The organism is Leuconostoc mesenteroides subsp. mesenteroides ATCC 8293, assembly GCF_000014445.1.
Classification (GTDB): Bacteria; Bacillota; Bacilli; order Lactobacillales; family Lactobacillaceae; genus Leuconostoc; species Leuconostoc mesenteroides.
In genome coordinates this window covers 1,245,247-1,261,519 of record NC_008531.1, presented here as the reverse complement: position 1 = coordinate 1,261,519, position 16,273 = coordinate 1,245,247, and the positions used below count along the sequence as shown (strand labels likewise).

The following is a 16,273-nucleotide window of genomic DNA, read 5'->3' as shown; positions in this document are numbered from 1 at the left end:
ACCTGACAAAGGGTTTCATAGTAACAAATGAAACAACATTCCGTTTATGAAAGATAGGAGAAAAGAATGAACTATCTTATTTTGGTTAGCCACGGCCAGTTCTCAGAGGGGCTCAAGGACGCTCTGGGAATGTTTGTTGGTGATGGTATTAAAACTGTGAAAGCAATAGGGCTCCAATCAGGTGAAGATACAGATCATTTTGAAAATCGTTTCAAATCTTTATTATCAACACTTGAACAAAATTCAGAATTGCTTATTCTAGGGGACATCATCGGCGGTAGTCCACTGACTACCGTTGTAAACGTATTGAATCAAGAAAATAGGTTAGAAAGTACAATTGTTCTTGGTGGGATGAATTTCCCAATGGCACTCAATGCTGCTATCTTGAAAGACAGTTCCAGTAAAGACGAACTAATTAGCAGTGTATTACGTGAAGGAGCCTCTGCTTTGAAACAATTTGAGATGAATGATGATCCAGAGGACGATGATGAGATTTGAAAGGACGAAGTAATTATGAGTATTTCATTTGTACGTATTGATGATAGAATTATTCACGGACAGACCGTGACCCGCTGGGCTAAAGAATATCCTTGTGATGGCTTGATAGCAGTTAATGATGCAGCAGCCACAAATCCTATTCTAAAGGATGCATTCAAAAGTGCCTCAGAAAAGAAAACGTTTGTTTGGACACTAGACCACTTTAAAGAAAAAGCACAACAAGTTTTGGATTCTGATCGACAATATTTTCTAATTACGAAAACACCACAGGATATGAAAAAAATTTTGGTTGATTTTGGGTTCAAGCCTGATGATGTAAAAACGGTGATTGTTGGTCCAGCCAATGATCGGCCTGACGCAGTGAAATTAGGAAATAATCAGTCTATTACGTCTGAGGAAGCTAGAGCATTTGATGATATTCAAGCGAAAGGGTACCAAGTTAAGTTTCAATTGTTGCCAGATGTATCAATTGGCTATTGGGATGCCTTCAGAGGAAAATTTAATCTGTAGTCTAACATAAAAAGAGGTTAGAAATATGACAATTAGTTGGGTGCAAGCAAGTATTTTAGGTATTTTTGCAAGTTTGTCTTCCATGCCAGGTATGGCAGGATCCACAATTGGAAATTATACACTGGGGCGTCCGTTAGTGGGTGGCTTAGTCTGTGGATTGGTTTTGGGAGATCTTAAAACAGGTATTGCTGCTGGTGTAGCGATGCAGTTAGTCTATATCGCGTTGGTTACCCCTGGAGGCACTGTTTCGGCGGATCTTCGAGCGGTCTCTTACATCGGTATACCATTAGCAATGGTTGCTATTCATGCTCAAGGATTAGTAGCAACATCAGGAAATGCTGCTGATTTAGCTAAATCAATGGGTACATTAGTCGGAACTGTTGGAACGGTGTTGTTCTACGGAACAGCAACTATGAACTTGGTTTGGCAACACATTGGATGGCGAGCAGTTGAAAAAGGGCAATTTAAGAAATTGTATGTTGTGGATTGGGGACTACCATGGATCTCACACTTTTTCTTCTCATTTATTCCAACACTATTCATGACACATTTTGGGTCTAGTGCTGTTACTGCATTGAAGACAGCATTACCAATGGATGGTATTCCAATGAAAACCTTGTTCACAGTTGGTGCCTTACTCCCCTGTGTAGGTATCGCAATTTTGTTGAAGCAAATAGTAGATAGTCCACTTGATTTCATTCCGTTTTTCGTAGGCTTTACATTTGCTGCTTCTCTAGGTTTGAACTTGGTCTCAGTGACAGTGGTTTCATTAATTTTCGCCATGATTTCATACAAGTTAGACATGGCAATTAGCACCAATCGACAAGTTGCGTCTCCGGGATCAAATACTGATGTGACCGACGATGATGAGGAAGACGAGGATATTTAAGATGGATAACTTAGAAAAAAAGAAAATTTCTCGTAAGACTTTAAACAAGTCGTTTCATTACTGGTTTTATGGCCATCTTACAGCGTTCTCTCAAGAACACATGCAGACATTTGGTTATTTGACTTCAATGTTGCCTATTGTGGAAGAATTGTATGACAACAAGGAAGATCAAGAAAAGGCAATGAAAACCTACACGGCTTTTTTCAATACAGAGCCACAGTTAGGTACTGTTATAGTCGGTGTTACGGCTAGTTTGGAAGAGGCAAGAGCCAATCATGGCAATGTTGATGATACAACAATCAATGGTTTACGAGCCGGTTTAATGGGGCCAATTGCAGGAATTGGGGACTCACTAGTTGTCGGCACATTGATCCCAGTTATTCTTGGAATTGCTTTGGGGATGTCCGACGGTGGATCACCGCTTGGTGCAATATTTTATATTATCGTTTGGAACTTACTTGGATACTTCGGTATGCGTTTTGCCTACTTCAAAGGTTATGAATTAGGAGATAAGGCGGTAGGAATTTTAGTTGGCGCTCAAGGAAAAGCGATTCGTAAAGCGATTGCAACTGTCGGCGGTATGGTTGTCGGTGGCGTCGCTGCCACTTGGGTGACCGTAAAAACGTCCTTTAAATTAACAAATTCATCTGGAAAAGCGTACTTAGTTTTGCAAGACAAATTAGACTCGGTGTATCCAGGATTATTGACCGCTTTGTTTATTGTATTTTGTTGGTGGTTAATGGCTAAGAAAAACATTTCACCTATTCGGGTTATGCTCATTTTGGTGGTTGTTGCTTTGATCGGCGTGCTAGTTGGATTCTTCAATCCTGGATTAAGTTATTAAGGCATAAAGAAGGTATTTATTATGGCAAAGAGCATACAAAATTTGGACAAGGGATATCAGAGTGAAATCTCTTATCAGCAGAAAATGATTAAAAATCTTCAACATTGGCAATCCTTTTTCTCAATGATTGTTGGTCTAAGCATTCTTCTTACTTATTTCTTTGTCCATCGAAATGTTTGGTTATTTGGTACAGGATTAGTTTTAGGCACAATCAATATTTTAATTGTTTTTATCATTGGTTATGCCATTTATAGAGGACAACAAAATGTTAGTGTGATTGTTGAACGATATGATGAACTAGTCAAACCTAAATAAATTTTAAAGGTTTCTCTGTTTAGAAAGAGAAACCTTTTTAGTTGTACATTCTATTATGAAATAGAATATTACTTTAAAATAACGTTTAAATGATTGATATGATAGTATTTCTACTCTTAGAGTAGGATGCTTTTTTTTTGACCAAAATAAGCGTCAAATAATTTCATGATTTTTATTGAAAGTATATTGTACCAGAAAAAGAGTAGTAAAAGTAACTCATATTTGATTGGAGAGAGCAATTATGAAATTAGGTGATTTTTTGATCCAGAAAAGATTGGCTAAAAGAATGGGACAAAATGAAGCAGCCGATTTAATGAAAATTGATAGAAGCCGTTTATCCAGAATTGAGCGGGGAACAGTCAAAATATACGGGGACGAAATTTCTAAAGTAGCTAGAGTCTTGGATATTTCCGAAATTGAATTGTTGAGGATTATTAATGAGTGTCAAGAGTAAGGGGGAAGAACATGGAAAGAACTAAATTAAACCAAGTAGTTACCAGCGAGCGGTTTATTATGTTTTCTAAAGCATTAATTGAAGATGATTATTATAAAAAAATGAAGCCAGAATCTAAATTGACTTACAGCCTTTTACGCAATCGGTTTAATTTGTCAATTTCAAACGAATGGATTGATTCTAAAGGTGATGTTTATCTGTATTATCCTAATGAGAAATTAGCCGAAGATCTTAATGTTGGGAAAGATAAAGTAATTCGCATCAAAAAGGAGTTACATGAATTTGGTCTTTTAGAAGAAGAACGGCAGGGATTTAATAATCCAAATCGTATCTATGTTGGGAACTTGGAAGTTAGAAAGGTCACAGAAAACAACTTGGATATCAGTGATACCAAGGTAGTCGCAAAATGCGACTTCCGGAAGTCTCAAAATGCGAATACCAGAAGTCGTAAAACGAGACTTCAAGAAGTCGCAAATTACGACACTAATAATACTGATTTAAGTAAGACTGAGTTTAGTAATACTGAAACAGATTCTTTGGATGAGGATGAAACAAATAATATTAAGAGTTCAAATGATTCTCAACAAACTTTGGTGGTTATCGGGAACACAATTCAGAACAATCCGGCCTTAAGGGTAGTAGTCCAAACATTAATTCCTGATTTGCTGCTGAATGAACCTGAGCAAGCACAAGTGGTTGTTACTGCACTTGATCAGGGTTATAAATTTTTAACAAGTGAGCTTGAAAAAAATAATTCTGTTTTGACACTACAAAAGCAGTTGCAAGGTGATGACAGTATCAAATTATTTTTGTTAAAGATTGGTGGTAAGCAATTGGAGTATATGCGAGACCACTTGGTTGGTATTAACCAATACGGTAATTATTTTGCTAAGGGACTTGAAAATCGTTTGAAGATCGCTGTTACAACAAATCAATCAGTATCAAGGTTCTAACTTTAAATTGAGAGGGGAGAGGCAAAATGGCAAACCAATATAACATTTTTATTGCAGTAGACTTTTTCAATGCTGATATTCTTTTTGTGGCTAACTCGTCAGGAGAACTAAGCCGACAAGTGATTAAAGCAATTGAAAACCATGAATTACAAAGTGAAGGTGCAGTGAGATTATACCGTACCTCTTATCAATCATTTAAGATGATTCAAAGATTGATGAGAAATTATCGTTTACCGTTTCATCAGGTAGCTAAGCCACGGGAGTATCAACATGACGAAATCAAATACGCTTAAAAAGAAAGCTCAAAAGAGGATGGCTGGCAAAAAATACTACGTTATTAGAGTTCAGAAAGTATGTGGTGATCATATTGATTTGGACAAAAAATTGGTTTCCTATTGGCATGGTGAAGGGAGCATGAGAATCAAAGGAAAGCTATTTACCGACTCAGCAGGCAACCATTATGTTGGTTGTACAATCGACAAAGATTTAACAAGTAAACAGATTCAATGTGATACGGAAGTATTTATTTTGTCAACGTCTATACGGGATTATTTAGCAACACGAGCTGAGCCAATTTTGAAAATATTAAGACAGAAGAGGAACAATTATTATGCAAATTAATCACCACGTAGGACGTTTAGTTCGTGATGTAAACTTCACCGTAAGGGGTGAAAAGGAAACCAAAATTGCCTACTTCAAATTAGCAATGAATGATTTAAAAGATGGCAAAGCCACTTACATTGATTATGTTGCTTTTAACAAAACAGCTGAATTGATTCTTGATTATGTGACTGATATAGGTCAGGTCGTTGAGGTGGAGTTTGTCATGCGTAATCATAACTACACTGATAAAAAAAAAGGTCAAAAAGTTTATGCCATGCAAAACCAAGTCACGAAATTCCGTATCTACAAATCTAATCCTTCATCTAAAAATCAAAGTGAACAACATACTGAGACTGATAATGATTTACCGCCATACCCGGACTTTAGTAGCAACGCATTTGAGTACGTAGAGGGGTGAGGACCATGAGCGCAATAATCACTATAACTGATAAATTTAGAAATGTCTTTCAAAGATTTAGTCGCTTTGGTACCTGGTTTTTAGAACATCAACGTCGTAATTTGATTGGTATTTTCTCGATATTTGTGATGATAGCCTTCGGTGCAACTGTGCTGGTTAGCATCACACCTCGACCTTCAAATTTGCCTAGTACGGAGTTAAATACACCTGTTTCATTTGGCACTTTGAACAAAACAGCGAGTCTAACAAAAAGTGTTTTTAATAAAAATAATGGCGTGTTGGAACTGCATTATACAATCTCTGACGGATCGGTTTCTGACCAAGACTTGGTCGATATTAGCAAAATTAAATTTACTGCCATGACTGATCATGGTGGTAATCAAGTCACTGGTCGTGTCGTACCAACTTCGAATAATACAGTCGTGGTTCAATTTAAAAACTTGAGTCATAACTTCAATGCTGTAACACTAACAGCTCATGATAAAAGTATCAACACGGCGACAGTCGAAGCACCAAGTAGCGTAGTTGCCGATAGTTCAAATGCAAAGAAAACTACTGCAAATAGTAATACCGCAAATGGCAAATTCATCATCAATCGTGACAAAGTTTCTAAGTCAAATACACTAACATTTGCCACTCAAAAAGAACTAGAAGTTAACGAAAGTAATGACAAAATTTCGGCACAACAAAAACTGATTTCAAAGAATACGAACGCAATTGTTGAATATCAAAAAGCAATTGATCAACAACAGTCTTCAATCAAAAAGTACCAAAAAATACTCGCACAATCTGATGACTCAGATACACAAACGAGCATTAATAATGCACGCGATGCTATTACTCAAATACGGACGCAAGTTAGTGATGCGCAGAATAATATCCAACGTGCCAAGACAAATATTAGTCAATATCAGAAGATAAAAAAGCAAGTTGAAGATGGCAAGTCGTTGTTGCCAAAACCAACTGATTTGTAAAAATACAAGCATGAAAAAAAGCTCAAAAAAGGGCTATTTTTTATCCGAGTTGAGCGTAAAGAAATAGTGAAACAGGCGTAAAGAAATGCCTTTACACCCTAAGGGTTTGGTAAACCTTTGAAAGGCCCGCACGGCGGGATTAAAACCTATCAGGTTTTCCTTTCCCCTTAACCTGTTCCCAGTTCACTAAATAAATATGGGAGGCTGCATGGGAAATGTAACGAAGACAATTAAATATATTGATGAACACTCTTTAAAAATTATTGAGGCACATGCAAAACAAGAAAATGTGACAGGCAGCCAATTAATTCGTGAGCAAATTGAAGTCTATGCGCAACGATTGGAAAGAATGGATGCTTCAAAAAAGTTGGATGCGGATATTGATGAGCTGATTGATGCAAACAATAATTTGATCCGAGCTCATAATGACAACACGCTTGTCTTTGGAGAGTTAGCTAAAAAAAATTATTTCACGTTTAGATTTTTATTTACCACCATTGGTAGATGATATTGAGCAAATACAAAACAACGCTCGCCCTCAGGAAAAAAATTTGCCGCACTCGATTAACTTTGATGAGTTTGAATAAACAAAAGGAGTTCAGATGAAAAATTATAAACGTGGTAGATTTGCGAGAATAATTTTATTAGTTATTGTTATCTTGATAGGCGTTGTGTATTTAAACCGTGTGTCGATTTTGCAAAAAATAGTCTCAATAGGTTCTCACTCACAACTGATTAATATTGATAAACAAAATAGCTCACAGACACAAAATGATGAACTAGTTAATTTGAAATATACTGGTCAAACCGTTGTCGAGGTCAATCATAATCAACCAACATTTAATCAAAATGATTTGCAAATTAAACAGGGTGGTTGGCAAAAACTTTCGTCACTCGATTGGTTGGGGAGACCACAGGTTGCTAATGGATTGCTTAACCAAAAATTGATGCCACCCTCTCAAAAGTATCAAGCGCGTGAACGGTTAACAATTAAAACGCCGGGATACCATGCCATTAAAACTGGGACGAATAACACAGAATGGCTATACAACCGTAGTCATTTGATTGGGTATCAATTTACTGGTCTAAACAACGAAGCCAAAAATCTAATCACAGGCACGCGACAATTGAATGCGGATAGCCGTGTCAATGCTAAAAGTATGGTGGCTTTCGAAACAGAAATTGCCGATTACTTGCATCAGTCAATGAATAACTATGTTCGTTATCAAGTCACACCCATGTACAAAAATGTTGAGTTAGTCCCTCGTGGTGTTCACATGATGGCACAGTCAAATGATGGGACTTTAAAATTTAATGTCTACGTTTTCAATGTTAAGGATGGGTGGAAAATAAATTATTTAAACGGTTCGGCCGAGAAAGAAGCTAATGATGCAAAATAAAAAAATATCTGACGATAGAAGAAAAATAAAACTATTGATCATTATACAAAGTACTATTGGTAGTTTTGTGTTGATACTGCTCTATGCTTGTTTTTTTAAAAAGTTTAATATTCCAAATGGTATCTTAGTGATGCCTTTCGTTCTCATTATTCATCTGGGTATGGATGCGATTTATGGTATCAAGGTTTGGCGCATTCAAGACAAATTAATTAAACCAAATGCTAGTAGACGACTCATTGTCATCACTTTGCTCGAGCTACTCATTATAGTTGGACAATATCGTTATTTATTTTGAGAGGAAGAACATCAATTATGAAAGACACCGTCGAAATCAGAGCACAGCACATGAAAACATTGTTGAAGCGTAAGAACTATTTACTAAAAGCTTATGATACCTATTTACCCGAAGATATTCCGCTTGACGTGAAATCAGAATTAGATTTTATTGACAAAGTGATTCAAGAAATGGATGTTGATGAACAGGTATTTAACATACAATCCAAAGCAATCAATATCAGAAATTCACGCGAAGAAGAGTGGTATTTCCAGCAGATGAGTCATTGGGTACAACGTCACCCAGCTGCTTTAAATGGACAACTTTCAAAAGGCGGCATCTATAAATTTACCTTGCACTTTTTCGTAGAAAACATTGCATTAAATCCCAGTAATGCAAACTTGAATTATAGTGATCTGGCCCAGAAGGTCAATTACACTGGCCCATCTAAGGCGGACAAAAAACGTGACACACAGCTTAGAAATATCGAGACGTTACTAGGCTTTCTGTTAACCATGCAACAGAGGCAATTAGAGTACATACCAGAAGGTATTAATTTAGATAATGGTTTTGTCAAATACGCCATTAATCCAATCAATCCGACAGAATTTCAACAATTTGGCGCACCAACAGAACTCAATCCAAACAATGAGCTAGCACAGTCCTATGAAGAATATAAAAAGATTCGTAGCCGAGATAAGCAACTGATCAAAAAATATCATCAAGCAGGAGGGAAAGTAGATGACGATTAAGGAACAAAAACAAAGAAAAATTAAACTGGCAAAATATATACAGCAGCTTGATGAGTTTAATTGGCATCATCCAGCGCAAGCTAATGAGATGGCGGATAGTCAATATGAACGGGACAAAACAAATTACTATACAGCTCAGATGGCTTTGGTCTTAAAAAATAATTATGAAATGTCGTATAACAATATTGACTATATCTTACAGATATCAGTTAAACATGGCTTTGATTTAATTAAAAAATATAAACAAGATTTTTCATCTCTAGAAGAAATTCAGGAGGCACTTGAGAATGGTGAAGACTGGTAAATTAGGCGCATTTACAATGGGCGAAAAGAAGACAGCTATGGTGAATCTGCCGGCCCATTTTGTCACGGCAAATGTCGCTAACGAGAATGGTTGGCAGTATAGCGAGTTAGTTGATTACTCCCTTAAAGACCAAAATGGCAAGGTTAAAACTAGTGAAGCTAATAACGGTACAATAGAGGATGTGATAACGTTGTCAGAACAATTTGAAGGTAGTCGTAGGCATGGCTATGCAACACGTTCAACTGCAGTTACTGAAAATCAACCAGTATTTAGTCATGACAAGCTAAATTATGATAATCATGACGTTTCAAACTTAAAAAAACGCCTGGATGAAGCACAACAAAATGGCAATAACATGTATGAGTTAGCTTTTTCTATCAGAGGGGATTGGTTAGTGAAGAATAAACTCTATGACCCTGAAACAGGGATATTAGATCAAAACAAATTAAAACGTGCAGAGCAAGTCGTTGCCAAAAAGCTAATTAACCAGGGGTTTAGTTTGCCCTTAGGAGAGACCCCAGAGGATGTGGCATGGTTTGGGGTCATTCATCAAGATACGGACCATTTAAATATGCATCTATGGTTTGCCAAAGTCAGTCCTGAAACTCGCCCTGAAATGTTAAAACAAACTGGACCATATAAAGGACAGCAAGTTGGTGTCATACCATTAACGAACATTGAGGAGGCTAAATGACAATTTCGCAGTCAGTTAATGTCTGAATCAGAGGTTAACAAGCGGCAAGAAATATTGAAAGGCGTTGCCTCCTGTAAGGCAGAAATTATTGCCAGTACAGACCAACATTTAGTCAGTGATCAATATGCCAAACAAATCAAACAAATTTATCAGGCTTTACCGCAAGAGATGCACGGTAAATGGCAAGTTGGTAATACACCTTTGACCAGTGGTAGAGGTAGGATGGCTAAAGCTAATCTGTTAACTAATGATTTAATCGATAAAGTCTTGCAAAACAATGAAGAAAACGCTTACAATAGGTTTACCTCGTTGGCCAAAAAATACGACGATATTAATATCGAAGATCAAGGTGTGATGAGGAAAGGGCAACGTAAATGGTCTGAAAATAAAGAGGTAGAACTAAAAAAGCGCTTAGCTAATCAATTGTATCGACATTTGAATGGCATAGATGAGCCAGAGACGATTGATCAGCAGTTAGCACCAATATTTGAACGAATAAAGTCGCAAAAACCTCATAAAGATAAAACTAGCTCTAAATGGTCTTCTGAGGCTTTAAAAGATGCGGATAAGCAACGATATCCAATGAACGATTTACCTACCTTAAATCGAAAATCAGAGCCTCTTATTTTGAAAAATAACGGCACAATTAATAAAATCAGTAGAATTTGGCAAAAAGATGTTCAAGCTGAGCTAACTGCTGAGCGACGCTTTATGGAAAATCAGCACAAAGAGGTTGTGGAACGACAACAAGAAGAATATGAAAATCATGTCTCAAGGGGAAGATAAAGGATTAGATCATGACAATTAACGATTACTTAGCAATATATGTGAATGATAAAAGCGATCAATATCATCACTTACCAGCACCATCTGTGGCACAAAAAATAACCAGTATTTTATCAGGACGTTTTACACCTAAGACGTTTGACCAAAATCGAAAAGAAATGTTGGCTGATAAGTTTGAAGTCACTGATGCAGGTCTGGAGAAGTTGTTGGAAGTGATTACAATAGATGACAAAAGTTTTGAGAAAATAAAATAATTAATCAAAAAGAGCAACGATTAATACTAGCGTTGCTCTTTTATAATGGTTAAAGCCAATCAATGTCTTCGTGTTGCCCTTTAATAAGACTGATTTCTGGTTTTAGTTTTTTATTGGCCATTTCAATATCAAAGCTACCAATATCTGGTAAATCATCACCCAGCCATTCGTGGTAGCGATCTAGATTACCTGCTTTATAAGCCGTAGCGTATTCTTGTAAGCCACCCAAACCGCCGATATCCTCAATTAAGCCAAATCCTTGCCCTGCAAGAATAGTGGGAATTTGTTTCAGAGAAATATCTTGTGTTTGGACTGATTTAACCTTGAGATCAAATTCCCAATAATCACCATAATCATAGACGAAATTGGTTTGTTTAGTTAATTCAGGGTGTCCCAAAAGCGAATTAACTTTGGTAGAAAGAACGCTTTGATGACCTTCTTCAACAAAAGATTCCAAATTATCAGGAATTGGGAAAGCATAAGTTAGCGTAGTTGGTCTGCCAATATCCAAATCTTGATTAAATTCGAATAAGTGACTGCCGTAAAGTTCAAAAGAGGCAATCAGGGTGTAAGCTAGGTAAGCAAGCGTACGTTCACCATTAATCAGCAGAGTACGTGTGATTGTTGGTTTAAAGTCTTTGAGTGTCACGTCAAGTTCATAAATATTATGCGTTGCCATCAGATCTCCTAGTATTGTCAAGTGGGTTGGATGTCGGTAATGTAATTATATTATACTTTGTTATTTAATGGAGTTATTTATGTACACCAATTGCTAATGTTGGAATACTCTCAATTCAAAGAGCTTAGTTTTTAAAATAAAAGGAATTGCGGGTATTCCATTAAATTTTTAACAGTTAAGTGTATTTTTTGAAGGAGTGGCTGGTACATGACTGATTTTCAAATGTGATCTTACATTACTGAATAAAAAGAGTTTATTTTTATTTATAAAATTACATATCTTTATGAGGTACCTGATAATTTGAATTATTCTATATTTTTGTCCCAAAATATAACATTTTGTCCCAAATATGGTATAATTTTTGTAGAGGTATTAGTTATGAAAAAAAAAGACGTTCTAGATTTAATTAGGTATCATTTTGAAAATGATTCTACAGCTTTTAAAAATCAGTCTTTAGAGATTGCACGAGAATTTAGTAATTCTGGCGAAGAGCAACTGTCCTCTTATATTATGGGGTTAATTTCACAAGCAGATACTTTTATTCCACAAGAATCCAATTTAAACGAGTTCTTTCAAATTGTTCCTATTGACGCGAAATCACTACCACTGCCTACCCCAATATTAGATGATGTTAAAGGTATAATAAACGCAGTTAATCATAATGTTGGTATTCATAAATTTCTTTTCGTTGGCAGTCCTGGTACAGGCAAAACAGAGAGTGTCAAGCAAGTCGCCAGGCTCTTGAATCGTGAACTGTTAATGGTTAATTTTAGTAGTTTAATGGACAGCAAGTTGGGTCAAAGTGCGAAAAATTTAATTAGTTTATTTGACGTAATTAATCAAATTCCAAATCCAAATAATTTTGTTATTTTGTTTGATGAAATTGATGCCCTTGTACTAGACAGAATTAATAGTAATGATATACGCGAGATGGGACGATTAACTTCTGAATTCTTAAAACTATTAGATCGATTGAGTACAAATATTATTTTAATCGGAACTACCAATCTATACGAAAACATCGACAAAGCTCTCTCAAGACGTTTTGATGCAATTGTGCCTTTTGATAGATATACGTCTGAAGATTTAGTTGAAATAGCAGAGGTGTTTTTGAACCAGTACCTTAAGCAATTCAAAACTGCCAAAAGAGATATTAAATTATTTAAAAAAATATTAACAACTGTAAAAAAGTTGCCTTATCCGGCAGACTTAAAAAACATCATTCGAACCTCACTAGCGTTTAGTAATGAAAATGATCAGTATGATTACTTGAAAAGACTAGTAAAGAGCTTTCACAATGGACGTATTCCAAGTATCAAGCAGTTAAACAAATTAGGATTTACGGTACGTGAAATTGAAATTATTACAGGTGTATCCAAAAGTAGTGTCTCTCGCGAATTAAGTGAGGAAAGTAAGCATGAATGAAATTTTAACTCTAACAGGAAAACGCTTTGAACAGCGAAAAAGCAATGGTATTCCAATGGGTGTGAATGTACCCACCGGAGCGATTATAAAACTAATTCATATAAAAAATTTGTACGCAGAGTTACAAAAAATACAAAGTTTTTGGAATAATGAACATGTCATTAATGGTGCATTAATTAACGTTCAGTATTATAAATTAGTCGCCAAAAGCAATAGAGCTTCAGCTTTTTTTAAAAATGGTAAGCATGTACCCAATGAAACTGTAGTAGGGGCACGTTTCAATGAACAAAAGAATAAACACATTATTACTCATTTTGTATCAATGGATGTGCTTAAGAAGACAATTGAAAAATTGAATGAAGTTATCAAGATATTTGAAAATGAAATTGCGGGAGAAAGCTTATCTAAAGAGGAGTTCGAGGATCGAAGTGCTTTTGATACGATTAACTTTTCACAGTACACCGTAAAAGTAACGGAATTTAAACATTTTTTGAAAGATTCGTGTTTCATTGAGAAGTTGTTTGTTGATATGCAAGTTAACAATATAAGTGGAACATCCATAGTTACATTATATGATGTCAACTTAGATCTAAAAAATATGCTATCGAAGCTGGGAATTCATATTTCAAGTGATAGAATTATGAATAAGACAACGGTACTATTGGATGAACAGTACGTCAAAATTCTATTTGATAAAGCTCCTTATTTGGTTTCCATGGCTGTAAAGGACATAAATCAAATGGCTCCTTATAAAAGTATGCCATTATCTAACGATGGACTTTTCCATTTACCATCTCCTAAGGATGAACCTACCATAGGAGTTTTGGATACCTTATTTGACCCAAAAGTACTATTTTCAGAGTGGGTTGAATTTCATGATGAAATTTCAGATCAAATTTCTAAAAATCCGATTGACTATAGACATGGAACAAGTGTAAGCTCACTAATTGTTGCGGCTCCGGATTTAAACCCAAATTTAGATGATGGATGTGGGCATTTTAAAGTTAGGCACTTCGGTGTTGCGCTTGCAAAAGGGTTTAACTCGTTTGAAATCATTCGTAAAATATCACATATATTGGAGACTAACTCTGATATTAAAGTGTGGAACCTTTCTCTGGGGTCTAATGACGAAATAAGGGATAATTTTATATCAGCTGAAGGATCAATCCTAGACGAATTGCAATACAAATATGATGTCATATTTATTATTGCTGGTACAAATCAGGTAAATGTTCATAAAGAACTCCAAAAAATTGGCGCTCCTGCTGATTCGTTGAATTCCATAGTCGTAAATTCTGTTGACTTTAGTAAAAAATCGGCCAATTACTCGAGACAGGGAATTGTCTTGTCTTTTTTCACGAAACCGGATGTTTCATATTATGGTGGAGGGAATGGAGATTTTATTAAGGTCATAGAACCGTTGGGCTTGGCTGATGTCACTGGTACTTCATATGCTGCACCTTTAATTTCAAGAAAAGTAGCCTATTTGATTCATGTTATGGGATTAAGTCGTGAAGTTGCAAAGGCTTTGATTATAGATTCGGCTATTGGATGGAATCAAAATAAAAGTTTCAATGAGCTTGCTTTAATTGGTCACGGTATTGTTCCAATCAGTATCAGTGAGGTCCTAGAGACACCTGAAGATGAAATAAAATTTATGATTTCTGATGTGTCGGAAAAATATGATTCATATAATTACAATTTTCCAGTTCCCATTAAGGACTCAGCCTTTCCCTATATTGCTAAGGCTACGATGGTTTATTTTCCAAAAACTTCAAGATCACAGGGTGTTGACTATACAAATACGGAACTAAATATAAAATTTGGACGACTTAAAGATGTTGCTAAAGGGGATCCAATCGATCCAATCAACAGCGATCATCAAAATGTCGATGATGGGAAGCCACATTATCTCTATGAGGAGAACGCACGAAAGTTATTCCAAAAATGGGATAACGTGAAGCATATTGGTGAAAAATATTCGCAACGAAAACAAGTGAAAAGCATATTGAATAATCATAATCCGCAGTGGGGAATGAGTGTGAAAACGACAGAACGATTAGCTTCCCGAGATGGTGAAGGAGTTCGGTTTGGTGTTGTGGTTACATTAAAAGCAATTGATGGTGTCAATCGAATTGAAGAATTCATTAATTCGGCTTATTTGAGAGGATGGCTGGTTACGAGGTTGCAAGTTGAGAACCAAATAGTTTTGTTTAACAAATTGAATGAAGAAGTTGAACTGGATTAACGTATAAAAAGTATTTGGTCATTAAGTGAATCATATCAATATTTAGAATATTAAATGTTGTTAAGGGTTTATTGGTGATAAATGCTAGTTTAGGCTACCTCGGAGCAATCAAAATTAAATGGAAACACAATAAGTAAAAGTATTACTGATTCAGCAATCGTTTGCAGAGTGACTATTCATCTTGTTTCTGGAATCGCAGTATAACTAGGCTTTTTATACTTCCTTCAAGAAATCAACTATTTGGATGGTTTGTGCTAATCTTTGGGGTAATAATATTTTTTGGTATCATAGACACAAATCAAGTAAATAAAGATATTTATTTGATAAATTTAAACTCTAATCTGTATTAATCTTATTTCATCAAGTCTAACGTTCAATAGGCAATGGAACAGTATGCATCAAGAAATAGTTTAAGTCTTTTGTGTTTACAAAAGAAAGGCGCTAACTTTTAATTTAAGCAAGTTAGCGCCTTTTGTGAGTGACAAAGTATTTATGTGTTTAATTGACGAGTAGATAAACTACTCATCAATGCTCCAATCACACAGCCACACAATGTCTAGTGATAAAAATAAACCGAGGAAGAGTCAACCCAACACATTTTGACCATGTATATTAAGCAAGAGCGACTGGCTTACTAGAAGCTCAAAATGTGAAACTCAAATGTTAATAATTTCTATCATAAGAAGACTATAACAGATAATGAATTAATGTTACCTGTATGCCACACTTTTTCTTGGAGTTCACTTCTGCTTGCCAAAATGAATCAGCATGACTAAATATGACCATCCCATTGCTGCTAAACATAGCATGACAACAATCATATTCAGGGTGCCAATATGATGCCAGATGCAAGCAATGATAAAAACTGGTAAATACAGGTGCCAGTAGTTAAAAAGATGACCAAAAATAAGGATTAACACATAAAGTAAGGTTCCTAAAATGTGGCCAATTAGCCAAAACAGAAACATTGCTAATAAACATAAACAAAAGATTAACATG

22 protein-coding genes are annotated in these 16,273 nt (G+C 35.7%); 21 read left to right on the top strand and 1 reads right to left on the bottom strand.

Annotated elements, in window-relative coordinates:
• Positions 1–66 precede the first annotated feature (66 nt).
• The 19 genes from LEUM_RS06220 to LEUM_RS06130 all read left to right on the top strand — a co-directional run bounded on the left by LEUM_RS06220 (position 67) and on the right by LEUM_RS06130 (position 10,922).
• On the top strand, positions 67–498 hold the full coding sequence (locus LEUM_RS06220; protein WP_011679992.1) for a PTS sugar transporter subunit IIA: 432 nt from the start codon (positions 67–69) through the stop codon (positions 496–498).
• 15 nt (positions 499–513) lie between these two features.
• Positions 514–1,008 carry a PTS sugar transporter subunit IIB gene (locus LEUM_RS06215; RefSeq protein ID WP_011679991.1) on the top strand — a complete coding sequence of 165 codons (495 nt, stop codon included), beginning with the start codon at positions 514–516 and terminating at the stop codon, positions 1,006–1,008.
• Between the two features lie 25 nt (positions 1,009–1,033).
• Positions 1,034–1,897: a PTS mannose/fructose/sorbose/N-acetylgalactosamine transporter subunit IIC gene (locus LEUM_RS06210; protein WP_011679990.1), complete on the top strand. Its 864-nt coding sequence runs from the start codon at positions 1,034–1,036 to the stop codon at positions 1,895–1,897.
• 1 nt (position 1,898) lies between these two features.
• Entirely contained in the window at positions 1,899–2,741 is an 843-nt protein-coding gene (locus tag LEUM_RS06205) for a PTS system mannose/fructose/sorbose family transporter subunit IID (protein WP_011679989.1), read from the top strand.
• Positions 2,742–2,762: 21 nt separating this feature from the next.
• Positions 2,763–3,056 (top strand): hypothetical protein, encoded by a 294-nt coding sequence (locus LEUM_RS06200; protein ID WP_010279016.1) that lies wholly within the window; start codon positions 2,763–2,765, stop codon positions 3,054–3,056.
• Between the two features lie 241 nt (positions 3,057–3,297).
• Entirely contained in the window at positions 3,298–3,510 is a 213-nt protein-coding gene (locus LEUM_RS06195) for a helix-turn-helix domain-containing protein (RefSeq protein WP_010279008.1), read from the top strand.
• Positions 3,511–3,521: 11 nt separating this feature from the next.
• The gene (locus LEUM_RS06190) at positions 3,522–4,463 is read left to right on the top strand and encodes a replication initiator protein A (RefSeq protein WP_011679988.1); all 942 of its coding nucleotides are present in this window, start codon (positions 3,522–3,524) and stop codon (positions 4,461–4,463) included.
• 26 nt (positions 4,464–4,489) lie between these two features.
• The gene (locus LEUM_RS06185) at positions 4,490–4,756 is read left to right on the top strand and encodes a hypothetical protein (RefSeq protein WP_011679987.1); all 267 of its coding nucleotides are present in this window, start codon (positions 4,490–4,492) and stop codon (positions 4,754–4,756) included.
• Positions 4,734–5,084 carry a hypothetical protein gene (locus LEUM_RS06180; protein ID WP_011679986.1) on the top strand — a complete coding sequence of 117 codons (351 nt, stop codon included), beginning with the start codon at positions 4,734–4,736 and terminating at the stop codon, positions 5,082–5,084. The genes LEUM_RS06185 and LEUM_RS06180 overlap by 23 nt, the downstream gene beginning before the upstream one ends.
• Positions 5,074–5,484, top strand: a complete 411-nt coding sequence (locus tag LEUM_RS06175) for a single-stranded DNA-binding protein (RefSeq protein WP_011679985.1) — start codon at positions 5,074–5,076, stop codon at positions 5,482–5,484. The genes LEUM_RS06180 and LEUM_RS06175 overlap by 11 nt, the downstream gene beginning before the upstream one ends.
• 5 nt (positions 5,485–5,489) lie before the next feature.
• Positions 5,490–6,458: a coiled-coil domain-containing protein gene (locus LEUM_RS06170; protein ID WP_011679984.1), complete on the top strand. Its 969-nt coding sequence runs from the start codon at positions 5,490–5,492 to the stop codon at positions 6,456–6,458.
• 208 nt (positions 6,459–6,666) lie between these two features.
• Positions 6,667–6,966, top strand: a complete 300-nt coding sequence (locus tag LEUM_RS06165; protein ID WP_011679983.1) for a hypothetical protein — start codon at positions 6,667–6,669, stop codon at positions 6,964–6,966.
• A gap of 94 nt (positions 6,967–7,060) precedes the next feature.
• Complete coding sequence (locus LEUM_RS06160) at positions 7,061–7,858, top strand: DNA/RNA non-specific endonuclease (RefSeq protein ID WP_011679982.1); 798 nt, start codon at positions 7,061–7,063, stop codon at positions 7,856–7,858.
• Positions 7,845–8,153, top strand: coding sequence for a hypothetical protein (locus LEUM_RS06155; protein WP_146133162.1), 309 nt, complete (start codon positions 7,845–7,847; stop codon positions 8,151–8,153). The genes LEUM_RS06160 and LEUM_RS06155 overlap by 14 nt, the downstream gene beginning before the upstream one ends.
• 17 nt (positions 8,154–8,170) lie before the next feature.
• Entirely contained in the window at positions 8,171–8,884 is a 714-nt protein-coding gene (locus LEUM_RS06150; protein ID WP_011679980.1) for a hypothetical protein, read from the top strand.
• Positions 8,874–9,188 (top strand): hypothetical protein, encoded by a 315-nt coding sequence (locus LEUM_RS06145; protein WP_011679979.1) that lies wholly within the window; start codon positions 8,874–8,876, stop codon positions 9,186–9,188. The genes LEUM_RS06150 and LEUM_RS06145 overlap by 11 nt, the downstream gene beginning before the upstream one ends.
• The gene (gene mobL, locus LEUM_RS10975) at positions 9,172–9,882 is read left to right on the top strand and encodes a relaxase MobL (protein ID WP_011679978.1); all 711 of its coding nucleotides are present in this window, start codon (positions 9,172–9,174) and stop codon (positions 9,880–9,882) included. Before LEUM_RS06145 ends, mobL begins: the two co-directional genes overlap by 17 nt.
• A gap of 18 nt (positions 9,883–9,900) precedes the next feature.
• Positions 9,901–10,668: a relaxase MobL gene (locus tag LEUM_RS10970; protein WP_011679977.1), complete on the top strand. Its 768-nt coding sequence runs from the start codon at positions 9,901–9,903 to the stop codon at positions 10,666–10,668.
• A gap of 11 nt (positions 10,669–10,679) precedes the next feature.
• On the top strand, positions 10,680–10,922 hold the full coding sequence (locus LEUM_RS06130) for a hypothetical protein (RefSeq protein ID WP_011679976.1): 243 nt from the start codon (positions 10,680–10,682) through the stop codon (positions 10,920–10,922).
• A gap of 49 nt (positions 10,923–10,971) precedes the next feature.
• Here LEUM_RS06130 and LEUM_RS06125 read toward each other — a convergent pair whose 3' ends face one another.
• Entirely contained in the window at positions 10,972–11,601 is a 630-nt protein-coding gene (locus tag LEUM_RS06125; protein WP_011679975.1) for a plasmid pRiA4b ORF-3 family protein, read from the bottom strand.
• 378 nt (positions 11,602–11,979) lie between these two features.
• Here LEUM_RS06125 and LEUM_RS06120 point away from each other — a divergent pair, with 378 nt between their 5' ends.
• Entirely contained in the window at positions 11,980–13,026 is a 1,047-nt protein-coding gene (locus tag LEUM_RS06120; protein ID WP_011679974.1) for an ATP-binding protein, read from the top strand.
• A complete protein-coding gene (locus LEUM_RS06115; protein ID WP_011679973.1) occupies positions 13,019–15,274 on the top strand; it encodes a S8 family peptidase in 2,256 nt (751 codons plus the stop codon). Before LEUM_RS06120 ends, LEUM_RS06115 begins: the two co-directional genes overlap by 8 nt.
• Positions 15,275–16,273 lie beyond the last annotated feature (999 nt).